This window comes from Paenibacillus tritici (genome assembly GCF_018207515.1).
Taxonomy (GTDB): Bacteria; Bacillota; Bacilli; order Paenibacillales; family Paenibacillaceae; genus Paenibacillus_AQ; species Paenibacillus_AQ tritici.
Genome location: NZ_CP073365.1, coordinates 6,814,649 through 6,828,183, shown reverse-complemented (window position 1 = coordinate 6,828,183; position 13,535 = coordinate 6,814,649). Strand labels below are relative to the sequence as shown.

Genomic DNA, 13,535 nt, shown 5'->3' with positions numbered 1-13,535 from the left:
GGATGAATAGGAATGCAAGGGTGGCAGGGGTACTCTTTCTGGTGTCAACGGGGGCTTACATGATAGGGAGCGGGTTGCTGAATCCCATACTTCAGGAGCCTGAATTTCTCGCAGGTATATTTGTAGACAGAACAAGAGTAACCGCCGGATTATTGCTGGAATGGATCAACGCTATAGCGGTTGTGGGGATTGCGATGCTGCTCTATCCTGTTTTGAAAAAATATAATGAGGCGTTTGCAACAGGGTACTTAAGCTCCCGGATCCTCGAGTCTGCGCTTCTAATGATCAGTTTAATCGCTCCAATCGTACTCATCACATTGAGTGAAGATTACGCATCGGCGGAAGCCTCAGGTCATTCTCACCTCCAGAGTATAGCGGATTTAGCGGTAGAAGCTCATTTCATGCTATTTCAACTGGCTATGATCGTGCTGAGCTTAGGCAGCTTGTTATTGTGTTATGTTCTCTACCGTTCAGAGCTGGTTCCGCGATGGTTGTCCGTTATCGGTTTCATCGGGTATGCAGGGTTGTTAACAAGCAGTTGTCTGGCTATCAGCGGTCATGACACCGGAAGCATCCTGTACATTCCAGGGGCAATATTTGAAATTGTTCTTCCGCTCTGGCTCTTGGTGAAGGGATTTAATCTGCGTGCAGAGACATCGTGACTTGTCAGTAGGCCGGAGCATGGAGTCCGGTAATGCTCCGGCCTGCGAATGATCTTAATGCAATCTTAATGTCTTGGCGTAATTCTTAACGCTATATTAATGCCGGACATGATATGTTGAAGATCACGGAATAGTCTTCCGTGGTCTTTTTGTTGTGTCAGGGGAACAGGTGCAGACGGGGTTCAACCAAGATCCTACAAATAACAAGCGAGTGGTGAAACCAAAGTGATTTCATTTTTAAAACGATTTTTAATTGGCAGGCCCTTAAAGTCCAGTGAATTGGGAGAGCAAAAGTTAAATAAAAAGAAAGCGCTGGCTATACTGTCTTCAGATGCGCTGTCATCCGTTGCCTACGGGCCGGAGCAGATCCTGATTGTTCTGGTTACGATTGGGGCAGCCGCCTTCTGGTATTCGATCCCGATTGCGCTGGGTGTGTTGATCCTGCTGACCGCGCTCATTCTGTCCTACCGGCAGATTATTTTTGCTTATTCCCACGGCGGGGGCGCCTATGTGGTGTCCAAGGAGAACCTGGGCAAGTATCCGGGGTTAATAGCCGGGGGGTCGCTGCTGGTTGACTATATTTTAACGGTGGCTGTAAGTATTTCGGCGGGTACGGATGCCATCACATCAGCGTTTCCAAGCCTGCATGAGCATAAAGTGGTGATTGCCATAGTGTTTGTGCTTCTGATCACGATTCTGAACTTAAGAGGGGTCACGGAATCTGCCTCCGTCCTCGCTTATCCGGTCTATTTATTCGTCCTGGCCTTATTCATCCTGATTGGTACAGGTCTGTACAACATTTTGTCAGGTAACGTTCCGGCGGAACTGCATACCTCACTGGGTACTCCGGTAGCGGGGATTAGCCTGTTTCTATTATTGCGCGCCTTTTCTTCCGGGAGCTCTGCGTTAACGGGTGTAGAAGCGATCTCCAATGCCATACCGAATTTCAAAAGCCCGGAAGCGTCCAACGCCTCCAAAACCTTAATCGCCATGGGAGTTTTATTGGCTGTGATGTTCTCAGGCATTGTGGTGTTAGCCTATTATTACGGGATTGCTCCCCGCGCTGACGTCACTGTTGTCTCGCAAATTGCCGAGCAAACCTTTGGCCGGAATGCGATGTACTATTTTATCCAGGGAACGACTGCATTAATCCTGATCCTGGCTGCCAATACCGGTTATTCCGCCTTTCCATTGCTGGCCGTGAACCTTGCCAAGGATAAATTCATTCCGCGAATGTTCACCATGCGGGGGGACCGGCTGGGTTACTCCAACGGTATTATCATATTGGGCGTGCTGTCCATGCTTCTGATTTATGTCTTTGAGGGGAAAACGGAGCAGCTGATTCCTTTATATGCTGTAGGTGTGTTCATTCCCTTCACGTTATCGCAGAGCGGAATGATGGTGAAATGGCTCCGGGAAAAACCTGCGGGCTGGGTGCCAAAGTTCATCATCAACACGGTTGGCGCTCTGATCAGCTTCGTTGTAACGATGATGTTCTTCATGACCAAGTTTACGCAGGTATGGCCGGTATTTGTCTTTCTGCCGATTCTGCTCCTGGTGTTCCACCGGATCCATAAGCATTATGAGGCTATTGCGGATCAGCTTAGAATTACTACCTGTGAGGAGACGATCAAGATTGAAGGCAATGTGATTATCGTGCCGGTGGCCGGAATCACGCATGTCGTGATGAATTCCCTGGAATATGCCAAGTCGCTGTCTCCGCAGCAGATTATTGCCGTCTATGTGCCCTTCGAGCGGGAAGATGAAGCGGTGTTCGAGGAGAAGTGGAGAAAGTGGCAGCCGGACGTAAGGTTGGTCACCCTATATACTCCTTACAGAAGCATCATACAGCCCTTGACCAAATTCATTGATAAGGTGAACTGGAAGGCCGCAGAGCTGAACCATAGGGTAACGGTAATTATTCCGCAGTTCATTCCGAAGAAAGGCTGGCATAATATCCTTCATAATCAATCGAGTCTGCTGATACGCGCCCGTCTGCTGTTCCGCAGCGATGTCATTGTCACTACGGTGCCTTATCATTTGAAGAAGTGATGGATTATAAAAAAGCCTGCACCCCCATACCGGGCGTGCAGGCTTTTTGCTGTTATTACGGTTCGTCGACTCAGCCCAGCTTAAGCAGCCTGCTTCGCAGGCAGCATACGGCGGACCAGCTTCGCCAGCTCCATCACAATGACAGCGCCCAAGGCGAGTCCGGTTGCGGTCAGCCAGTGGTTCATCCCGAAGGAAGCGGGGATCGAGAAAATATCTCTGACTCCCGGCAGCACAGCAATGCCATAAAAGGCAAAGCAGATCATGACCGCGCCGATTACATATTTGTTGCTGAAGAAGCCGGCTTCCACAGAGGTCTGACTGTTGGAGCGGGCGGCGAAGGTCTGCAGGGTACGCGCCAGAATCAGCGTGGTGAAGGCCATCGCAATGCCCATCTCCTCGGAATGCTGCAGCCCGATATACTGGGAGATGATGACGGCAATCCCGATCAGCAGGCCACGGGTAATGACCGCCTGCATCATGCCGCCCGCGAAGATGCCTTCGCTGATATCCCGCGGCTTGCGGCTCATTACATCCGGCTCGGCCTTCTCCATACCCAGGGCAATAGCGGGCAGGGAATCATTCGCCAGGTTAATGAATAACAGCTGAATCGCGGTGAACGGATTAATCCAGTCGAAGATCAGGGCGAACAGGATGGCGATGATCGCCCCCAGATTGCCGGCGAACAGATAGGCTATGGCCTTCTTGATATTATCGAACACCGTCCGGCCGACAGCAACCGCATTAACGATGGATACGAAGTTATCATCGGTCAGGATCATGGCCGCCGAATCCTTGGCTACATCGGTTCCGCTGCCCATAGCTACACCGATATCGGCCTGCTTCAGGGCCGGTGCATCATTGACGCCGTCGCCGGTCATGGCGGTGATTTTGCCTTTACGCTGCCAGGCACGGACGATTCTGATCTTGTTCTCAGGGGAGACACGGGCATAGACACCGATCTGCTCCAGCCTGCTGTCCAGCTCCTCCTCGGACATGGCATCCAGCTCCTGGCCGGTGACTGCAATCTCATGCTCTGCCATCAGTCCGATATCGCGGCCGATAGCCTGGGCCGTAGTCTTGTGGTCTCCGGTAATCATAATCGTGCGGATACCGGCTTTGTTGGACTCGGCAATGGAGCCGTATACAGCCTCGCGCGGCGGGTCGATCATCGCCGACAGGCCGACCAGCACCAGATTCTGTTCATCTGCAAGGCCCACCTCAGTGACTGTATTCGGCACCGTCTTATAAGCGTAAGCCAGCACCCGCAAGGCCCGGCTGGAGAACTGTTCGTTGGCTTCGGTGAAGCGCTCCAGCACCTCCGGTGTCAGCGGAACCTCCTGGCCGCTCAGCAGTACATGGGTACATCTGCTGAACAGGACATCGGGGCCGCCTTTGGTCAGCAGGGCTTTCTGCCCCTCGAAGGTATGCAGCGTCGTCATCAGCTTGCGCTCTGAGTCGAACGGCAGCTCGGCTTCGCGCGGGAAGTTGTCACGGATCTCACGGTAATCCCGGTCCTTGCTGTTGCTGAAGGCAATCAGAGCGACCTCGGTGGGATCGCCCAGCTCCTTGCCTTCCTCGTTGATGTTGGAGTCGTTGCAGAGCACGGCAATATGCAGCAGTCTGCGTGCTTCTTCCGACCAGTCATCGGCCTTCAGCTTGAACTGCTCCTCCGGTCCTCCAGGCAGGAAATAATCGACAACCGTCATTTTATTCTGGGTCAGCGTCCCGGTCTTGTCGGTACAGATTACGCTGGTTGAGCCCAGGGCTTCCACTGCGGGAAGCTTGCGGATAATGGCATGCTGCCGGGCCATCTTGTTCGTGCCCACGGAGAGAACAATCGTTACGATGGAGGACAAGGCCTCCGGGATCGCGGCGACGGCTACAGCCACGGCGAACATCAGGGCATTCAGAATCGCTTCGGTGGTATCAACCGCGTCATTCGAGAGCCAGACGCGCGCAGCCTGAATAGAGAAGATGAGGACAGACAGCAGCAGGACAGCGATGCCCAGCTTCTTCCCGAAGCTCTCCAGCTTGCGCTGAAGGGGCGTCTGCTTCGCTTCCGCACTCTCAATCAGACCGGCAATCTTCCCAAGCTCGGTGCCGAGCGCCGTTCCTGTGATGACCAGCGTTCCCCGGCCATAGACGACCAGCGAGCCGCTGAAGGCCATGTTGCGCCGGTCCCCAAGCGGAGCCTCCTCTGCGATCGGCTCGATATGCTTGTCCACGGCTTCGGACTCGCCGGTCAGCATGCCTTCGTCGATCCGCAGACTTCCGGATTCGATAATCCGTCCATCCGCAGGCACGTAATCGCCTGCCTCCAGGAAGACAATGTCGCCCCGGACAAGCTCCCTCGCCGGAATAGACCGCAGCGCCCCGTCCCGGATAACCTTGGCTTCGGGGGCGGACATCTTGCGCAGCGCGTCCAGTGAGCTCTCCGCCTTGCGCGTCTGAACCACGCTGATGATTGCATTCAGAATCAGCACTACAAAGATGATGATGGACTCCATAAGATGCCCCATCACAATCTGAACCGTTGCCGCGATAAGCAGGACAACTACCATAGGATCTTTGAAATTCTCCAGAAACAGCTTCCAGAGCGGGTCTTTCGGTTTACCTTTCAGCTCATTATAGCCTTCCTTGGCGAGCCGGTTGTCTACTTCAGCAGACGTAAGCCCGCTCGTGGAACTGTGGACTTCTTTCAGGGTGTCTGACACACTGTGGCGGTAATACTCCATCAGATACAAGCTCCTCTCCAGTGTTTCTTAGTCTGTATGGTTCAAATCTACGTTAGGAATGATGACAAGTTTCAGCATTCTCAGCTTCGGCTGCTAATTAGTTATACCCTAATGGGTGATTTGTATATAAAATAAAATGAGATAATCCTTTATCTGGAGCTGGATTTGGGATGCATTGATCCATAATGTTGCACATTGTGCAGCTTTGATTTCTCGGCACTAAGTATGACTGAGAAATGTTGCATCAAATGCAGGAATTGTCCCGATTGAGCCATATGAAGGGGGAGAAATACTGCCTTTTCTGCAACAAGTTTGGATTTGGAGCCATGTAATGAAGGAAATATTGCACTATGATCAGGATTTCGGAGAAGCGAGAATGAAGAGGAAGAAATAAAGGTCAAAGATTACAAAGACGCTAAGGCCCGATGCCCTTGGCGTCTTTTTTGTGCCTTTTTAGAGCAAAACCCATAAATAGTGGTATTTTTCCCAATGAGGGGTTCCTTATGCCGGAGAGAGACTAGCACTATAATATGAAGGCGGTTACATAAAACCGAGGATGAATATAAAAGGGGAGGCAAAGTATGAAAAGTATGAAGCGTGTTTTAGCGGGGCTCTCAACAGTGCTCGTGATGTCATCTGCTCTGGCAGGATGCGGCGGCGGGAATTCCAATTCCAGCTCGTCCGGTACAGAAGCAACGACAGCTCCAGCAGCTACAACTGCCGCAGAGGCTACCAAAGCTCCAGCAGCCGGATCTGGTGAGAAGGTAACCATCAATCTCTGGAGCTTCACCGACGAAATTCCGAACATGACCAAGAAGTATATGGAAGCGCATCCTGATGCGAATGTGGAATTCAAAACAACGGTAATCGCAACGACAGATGGCGCATATCAGCCGGCACTTGACCAGGCGCTGGCAGGCGGCGGGAAGGATGCCCCGGATATTTACGCAGCGGAGTCCGCATTCGTACTTAAATACACGCAAGGTGATGCGTCCACTTATGCTGCCAATTATGCAGACCTTGGACTTGATGATCAAATGGTAAAAGATGCGGGCATCGCCCAGTATTCTGTAGATATCGGCAGTACCACTGACGGCCACCTGAAAGGTCTCGGTTACCAGGCCACAGGCGGTGCCTTCATCTATCGCCGCTCCATTGCGAAGGATGTCTTCGGAACCGATGATCCGGCCAAAATCAAAACAGAGGTTGGACCAGGCTGGGATAAATTCTTCGACGCAGCGAAGAAGCTGAAGGCTAAAGGATATGGTATCGTATCCGGCGACGGCGACATCTGGCACCCGATTGAGAACAGCTCGGACAAGGGCTGGATTGTAGACGGCAAGCTGCACATTGATCCGAAGCGTGAAGAATTCCTGGATCTCTCCAAAAAGCTGAAAGACAACGGCTATCATAACGATACAACCGACTGGACAGAAGCATGGTATGCAGATATGTCCGGTGCAGGCGCTCAACCGATCTTCGGATTCTTCGGTCCGGCCTGGCTCATCAACTACGTGATGAACGGCCAAGTGAAGGATACAAACGGCGACTGGGCTGTTACGGAACCGACTACAGGCTTCTTCTGGGGCGGCACCTGGCTCTTGGCCAATGCCGAAGTAACCAAGGATGATGCGAAGAAACAAGCGGTTGCAGATTTCGTGAAGTGGGTTACACTCGACAGCTCGGAAACGGGACTCCAGTATTACTGGGCTAACGGTACGATGAAAACGGGCGAACAAGGCACGAAGGATAGCGTAGCTTCCTCTGTGGTGATGTCCAAATCCAATGGTGAAGTTCCATTGCTGGGCGGACAGAACATGTTCGACGTCTTCGTTCCGGCCAACGCCAATGCTTCAGGTAAGAACCTGACCCAATTCGACGAAACGATCAACAAAGCCTGGCGCGAACAGGTACGCGAGTACACTGCAGGCAATAAGACCAAAGAAAAAGCAATCGAAACCTTCAAGTCGCAAGTCAAAGACCAGCTGGGTATTGAAAGCGAATAAGCATAAGAAGAATTCGGAGGGGCGGGGGGATTTTTCCCGCCCCTATAATCAACTAAAGAGGTGAGAGCATGCGCCGCAAGGATGTCAGCTATGCGAAATTCGGTTATATCTTTACATTTCCCTTTATTCTTGCCTTTCTAATCTTCTCACTGTATCCCATTCTGTATACGGCAGTGATTGGATTCACGGATATGAAGGGGCTCATTCCCAAGCCTATACATATCCTCGATAACCCGTTTCAGAATTTCAAGGATCTTCTCTTCGATAATGTATCCTTCCGCAAGTCCCTGATAAACACCGGACTGCTCTGGATTACGAACTTCGTTCCACAGATGCTGCTTGCGCTCTTGCTGACCGCATGGTTCACCAACCGGCGTCTTAACATAAAAGGGCAAGGATTGTTCAAGGTTCTGCTCTATATGCCGAATATCATTACCGCGAGTACCATCGCCGTATTGTTCAGTACTTTGTTCGCCTATCCGATGGGACCGGTCAACAGCTTGTTTCAGATGCTGGGATGGACCGACGGCCCGGTCTTCTTCCTGCAGGATAAGACGACAGCGCGCGGCATCGTGTCTTTCATCCAGTTCTGGATGTGGTACGGGAACACCATGATCGTCCTGATCGCAGGGGTTATGGGAATTAATCCGGCGCTGTTCGAATCGGCTGCCATTGACGGGGCGAACGGATTCCAGACCTTCTTCCGGATCACGCTGCCGAGTCTGCGTACTATATTGCTGTTCACCCTGATCACCTCGATGGTAGGCGGTCTGACCATGTTCGATATTCCGCAATTATTCCTTGCGGGCGGACCGGATGACTCTACGCTTACTACGTCCATGTTCATCTACGGGCAGGCGTTCAAGGGCAGTTACATGTATAACCGTGCTGCAGCCGCGAGTATGATTATGTTCCTGATATCTGCCGTACTGTCCGGCTTGCTATTCTACGTCATGCGTGACCGCGATGCAGCCAAAATGAAAAAAATCCAAAAACAAACACACAGAAATGCTGCCAAGACGGCTGCTAGGGAGGTGTAAGCCATGCAGAAGAATCGGGAAAGCGGGAAAGTCACCCAATCCATTAACAAGACGATTATCTATGTGGTTTGCATCGCTTTGGCGGTACTCAGCATTCTGCCGTTCTGGATCATGTTCGTCAACGCTACGCGCTCTACACCGGAGATTCAGAGCGGGCTCTCGCTGCTCCCTTCGAGCCACATGATGAGCAATCTGAAGGTGCTGCTCGACAAGAGCTTTGATCCGCTGCAAGGCTTCATGAACTCCTTCATCATTGCCAGCTCGGCTACTCTCTGTACGGTCTACTTCTCATCCCTGGCCGCTTACGGACTGGTAACCTACAGCTGGAAGCTGCGGGGTGCGTTCTTCACCTTCATTATGTGCGTGATGATGATTCCTTCCCAGGCCAGTGCCATCGGCTTCTATCAGTTCATGTATAAGCTGCACTGGACCAATAACTTCCTTCCGCTGATCTTGCCTGCGATTGCAGCGCCTGCTGTGGTGTTCTTCATGCGTCAATACCTGCTCGCTACATTATCCATTGAGATCGTAGAGGCAGCCCGTGTAGACGGGTCCGGCGAGTTCCGCACCTTCAACCGGATTATTATGCCGCTGATGATGCCGGCGATTGCAACTCAAGCGATTTTCGCTTTTGTGGCCAACTGGAACAACCTGTTCATGCCGCTGATCCTGCTTACACAGAAGGAGAAGTATACGATGCCTATCATGGTAAGCTTGCTGCGCGGGGACATTTACAAGACGGAATTCGGCTCGATCTATATGGGGCTGGCGCTGACAGCGTTGCCGCTGTTCGTGGTCTACTTCCTGCTGTCCCGGTATATTATCGCGGGTGTAGCACTGGGCGGAGTCAAAGAGTAACAGAGTAAACGGATCGGATTCAGGATAGCTGTGAAGACCAAACATACTGCAGAGACGGGTCCATTCCGGTGGATCATTCTACTGCAGTTTTTTTGTGCTACATAGGACGGATTAATGCTACAATTCTTGTTATATAATCTAAGATAATGGAGGCAGAGATGAATTACAGCATAAGAGCCGCCAGCAATAGGGACCTGGATGGTCTATGTTCAATCAGAAATCATGAGGGCTTATTCCGCAAGTATCTGGATCAGGATCACCAAAGGGAAGGATGCTTCATAGTCGCTGAGATGGACGGGAGGATTGCAGGGTTCGTGGTTCTGAAGCTGAGCGGGAACCGGATTCCCAAACTGAGTGATCTCTATGTTAAAGAAGCCTGCCGGGGAAAGGGTGTAGGCTCGGCTCTGATTCGTTATCAGGAGAATATGGCCCGGACATTGGGCTATTCGGAACTCTTTGTCAGTGTTGATCCACAGAAGAATCCACGGATGATACAGCTGATCACCAGACTCGGGTATGCAGCGGTTACAGAGCCTTACCTGAAAACAGCTATATTTTATAATGAAGACGGTACAGCGTATGAAACCACATATACAAGAGTGGATTTGAAAAAGCGGTTGAATGATTACTTTATAGGAGGAATAGAATGAGAATCGGATTATTAATTATTGATCTGCAGGAGGCTCATCTGGGCAAGGTGGAGCAGCAGGTGATTGACAAAGCCTGTGAGTATATTAATTATGTCGCCGGGCTGCTGCGCTCAAGGGATCATGCCGTAATTCATATCCAGGACATCGAAGGCATGGAGCCTTCAGAGGAAGCGAAGTTCAACATCATTCCCGGAATTGAGGTGCAGGAGACAGATTTCAGAGTGAAGAAGGAGTACTCGAATGCATTCTGGAAGACGGATCTGGAACAGATTGTGCGGGAGCAGAATATCGACCTGCTGATACTCTCCGGATATGCTGCGGAGCATTGCGTCCTGTTCACCTATAACGGGGCTGCGGAAAGAGGGTTCAAGGCTGTTCTGCTGCAAAATGGCATTCTTAGCTCACACAGTGATGTGATCCCGGCAACCTACAGAGACCGGAGTCTGATCTCTTATCCGGTGATAGAAGCGTTAGTCCAGTCTTAACAAAAAAACACTTCAAGGGCCCTTGGGCACCTGAAGTGTTTTTTAAGTGAATGTTACTTGCCTTCAATACGGGCTAATTCTTCATGCACGAGCGGGGCCACCTTGGTGCCCAGCAGCTCAATGGCACGCAGTACCTCGCGGTGCGGCATGGTGCCGACATTCACATGCAGGAAGAAGCGGGTCACGCCAAGGTTCTTGCGCAGCAGTATGATCTTCTCGGCCACGAATTCAGCGTCACCGACATAGAGGGCACCGCGCAGACTCCGGGCATCGTCAAAGGCTGCACGGTTATACGTTCCGCCCCAGCCCCGTTCGCGTCCGATGACATTCATCTGGGCTTGGGTGGATGGATAGAACAAGGCAGCCGCCTGTTCGGTAGTCTCTCCTACGAAGCCGTGGGAGTGCGTGGCAATCTGCAGCTTGTCGGGATTATGCCCTGCACGTACAGCGGCTTCCTTGTACAATTCGACGAGCGGAGCGAACCGCTCCGGCATACCGCCGATGATGGCGAAGGCGATGGGCAGGCCCAGTGTTCCGGCCCGCACAGCAGATTCGGGATTGCCGCCGCTGGCAACCCAGACGGGAAGGGGCTGTTGCACCGCACGGGGATAGACCGGAAGATTATGAATCGCCGGACGATGCCCGCCGCGCCAGGTAACCTTCTCGGAAGCCCGGATCGCCAGCAGCAGCTCCAGATTCTCCTCGAATAATTCATCATAATCCTCCAGGCTGTAACCGAACAGCGGGAACGATTCAATGAAGGAACCGCGTCCGGCCATAATCTCTGCCCGGCCGTTCGAGAGGCCGTCCAGCGTAGCGAAATCCTGATACACCCGAACCGGGTCATCCGAAGACAATACGCTGACTGCACTGGTCAGTCTGATCCGCTTGGTTGTAGCTGCCGCTGCGGCCAGCACTACAGCCGGAGCGCTGCCTGCATAGTCGGCCCGGTGATGTTCACCAATGCCATATACGTCCAGGCCCACCTGGTCGGCGAGCACAATTTCTTCTACAGCTTCCCGCAGCCGTTCGGCATGGCTGATGGTCTGCCCTGTCACCGGATCGGGTGTAGTCTCCAAAAACGTGCTGATTCCAATTTCCATTCGTGATTTATCCTCGGCCATATCTGTCCGCCCCTTTCTTCATGTAATCATTCTACTATACTTTATAATGTTTCTCAACTTTAGTAAGTGAATTAAGTGATTTATATTATTGTATAAGGAAGACTCCTTAATTAGCAGATCGACCCATGTACGCAGAAAACCTACGAAAACAAACATGTCTTTCAAGGCACAACTCCAGCATGAAAATGAGCAGTGCGCCTAAAAACAGAACGTCGTCTGTTCATCTATTTAACAAATTTTAGCGGAAGACCGAACACAATTGGACCGGGTGGGTAGCGTAAGCCGAATGTAATCGAAAAACAGGCATGACAAGACAGAGGCCTTGTCACCCCCAGGAATGAAAATAAGTGGGTGGCATCCGTCGCATCCATTCTAAAAGATGCTGTAGTCGTCAACACTACATATACAAATCAAAGGGCGGACGCGGTTACTGGGATACACCCCGTGCGAAAAACCGTTCTATTGCGCTTTTCGAGCATCGCCTATTGTACCCCCCAAAAAGTACGTGTATTAAATTACACTCACTCGAGCGCATGATTTGTAAGCTGACGATGGAGGATGGTTGGAATGGATGCTGTACGTATGTGTTGCGCGGGTCTAGACGTGCACCAGGAAACCGTTGTGGCCTGCGTGTTGAAAGGACCGATCGAACAGAAACCACAATCTCACCTGAAAACCTTTGGGACGACAACCAAAGAATTGCTAGGCCTACAAGATTGGCTGAATGAACACGGCTGCCTTGAAGTGGTGATGGAGAGTACCGGCGTGTTTTGGAAACCGGTATGGAACATCTTAGAGGGCAGTTGTGATCTTGTCTTGGCCAACGCCCAGCGGGTAAAGAATATGCCGGGTCGAAAAAGTGACATGCAAGATGCGCGCTGGTTAGCGCAATTGCACCGTTGCGGGCTCATTGAAGGCAGTATGGTGCCAGAACAGGACATCCGGGATTTGCGAGATTTGACCCGTTACCGGAGTAAGATGGTGCAGGCGGTGACGGCGGAGAAAAACCGCATTCACAAAATCCTGCAGGATGCCAACATCAAGCTAACCACCTTTATGTCCGATCTATATGGGGTTTCGGGACGGGGCCTGCTCCAGAAGATCATGGACGGCGAGGTCGTAGACGAAGTGACCGTTAAAAACCTGGTCAAAACCCGTTTAAAAAAGAAAGTTCCGCAGTTGCTAGACGCGCTCAATGGCAAGTTGCGCCGTCATCATCGGGAGATGATTCGAGACCACTGGGACCACTTGGTCTATTTGGAGAAACGGATCACGGAACTGGAAGCTCGAATCGAGGCGAAGGCAGAACCCTACCTGGAGAGGATTGAACAAATTGACTCCATTCCAGGAATTGAGCGGACATCTGCCGTGACCATCTTTGCAGAAGTGGGGCCGCATGTCGCGGAAATGTTCCCGAGTGATGCGCAGTTTGCTTCATGGGCGGGGGTGTGTCCAGGGAACAACGAAAGCGCTGGAAAGCGAAAAAAGTCAAAAACGATGCAAGGGAACAAGCATCTGAAAGGGGCCTTGTGTCAGGCGGCTTGGGCGAACTCTCGCTCCTCGAACCGGATCGGCCAATTCTTTCGACGAATACGTAAGAGACGAGGAGATAAAAAAGCAAACGTCGCCACCGCACATTTGTTGATTCGAATCCTCCATGCCCTGATGCGGGAGAAAAGGTTATACCAAGAAATAGACGTCTCACTAGGCGATGAGACGTCCAAGAAAAACCCGTTGGATCCGAACACAATTGGACTGGGTGCGCTGCGTAGGCCAAATGTAATCGAAAAACCGAACACAACTGGACTGGAAGCGCCGCGTAGGCCCAATGTAATCGAAAAACAGGCATGACAAGGCAGAGGCCTTGTCACCCCCAGGAATGAAAATAAGTGGGTGGCATCCGTCGCATCCATTCTAAAAGAT

10 protein-coding genes are annotated in these 13,535 nt (G+C 51.6%); 8 read left to right on the top strand and 2 right to left on the bottom strand.

The features are described 5' to 3' along the window. Positions 1 to 2: 2 nt before the first annotated feature. Together KDC22_RS29215 and KDC22_RS29210 are read left to right on the top strand one after the other, a co-directional pair. Positions 3 to 662 (top strand): DUF4386 domain-containing protein, encoded by a 660-nt coding sequence (locus KDC22_RS29215; RefSeq protein ID WP_211721231.1) that lies wholly within the window; start codon positions 3 to 5, stop codon positions 660 to 662. Positions 663 to 887: 225 nt separating this feature from the next. Continuing rightward, a complete protein-coding gene (locus tag KDC22_RS29210) occupies positions 888 to 2,714 on the top strand; it encodes an APC family permease (protein ID WP_173138876.1) in 1,827 nt (608 codons plus the stop codon). Between the two features lie 80 nt (positions 2,715 to 2,794). Here KDC22_RS29210 and KDC22_RS29205 read toward each other — a convergent pair whose 3' ends face one another. Beyond that, entirely contained in the window at positions 2,795 to 5,449 is a 2,655-nt protein-coding gene (locus tag KDC22_RS29205) for a cation-translocating P-type ATPase (protein ID WP_211721230.1), read from the bottom strand. Positions 5,450 to 6,030: 581 nt separating this feature from the next. Here KDC22_RS29205 and KDC22_RS29200 point away from each other — a divergent pair. The 5 genes from KDC22_RS29200 (at position 6,031) to KDC22_RS29180 (ending at position 10,488) form a co-directional block, all read left to right on the top strand. Further along, positions 6,031 to 7,455, top strand: coding sequence for an ABC transporter substrate-binding protein (locus KDC22_RS29200; RefSeq protein WP_211721229.1), 1,425 nt, complete (start codon positions 6,031 to 6,033; stop codon positions 7,453 to 7,455). Positions 7,456 to 7,523: 68 nt separating this feature from the next. Then, on the top strand, positions 7,524 to 8,495 hold the full coding sequence (locus KDC22_RS29195; protein ID WP_173138872.1) for a carbohydrate ABC transporter permease: 972 nt from the start codon (positions 7,524 to 7,526) through the stop codon (positions 8,493 to 8,495). A 3-nt stretch (positions 8,496 to 8,498) separates the two neighbouring features. Beyond that, the gene (locus KDC22_RS29190; RefSeq protein WP_173138870.1) at positions 8,499 to 9,353 is read left to right on the top strand and encodes a carbohydrate ABC transporter permease; all 855 of its coding nucleotides are present in this window, start codon (positions 8,499 to 8,501) and stop codon (positions 9,351 to 9,353) included. Positions 9,354 to 9,511: 158 nt separating this feature from the next. Next, entirely contained in the window at positions 9,512 to 10,003 is a 492-nt protein-coding gene (locus tag KDC22_RS29185) for a GNAT family N-acetyltransferase (protein WP_211721228.1), read from the top strand. Continuing rightward, positions 10,000 to 10,488, top strand: a complete 489-nt coding sequence (locus KDC22_RS29180) for a cysteine hydrolase family protein (protein WP_211721227.1) — start codon at positions 10,000 to 10,002, stop codon at positions 10,486 to 10,488. Before KDC22_RS29185 ends, KDC22_RS29180 begins: the two co-directional genes overlap by 4 nt. 53 nt (positions 10,489 to 10,541) lie before the next feature. Here KDC22_RS29180 and KDC22_RS29175 read toward each other — a convergent pair whose 3' ends face one another. Then, complete coding sequence (locus tag KDC22_RS29175; RefSeq protein ID WP_211721226.1) at positions 10,542 to 11,591, bottom strand: LLM class flavin-dependent oxidoreductase; 1,050 nt, start codon at positions 11,589 to 11,591, stop codon at positions 10,542 to 10,544. Between the two features lie 588 nt (positions 11,592 to 12,179). Here KDC22_RS29175 and KDC22_RS29170 point away from each other — a divergent pair. Next, positions 12,180 to 13,463, top strand: a complete 1,284-nt coding sequence (locus tag KDC22_RS29170; RefSeq protein ID WP_211721225.1) for an IS110 family RNA-guided transposase — start codon at positions 12,180 to 12,182, stop codon at positions 13,461 to 13,463. Positions 13,464 to 13,535 lie beyond the last annotated feature (72 nt).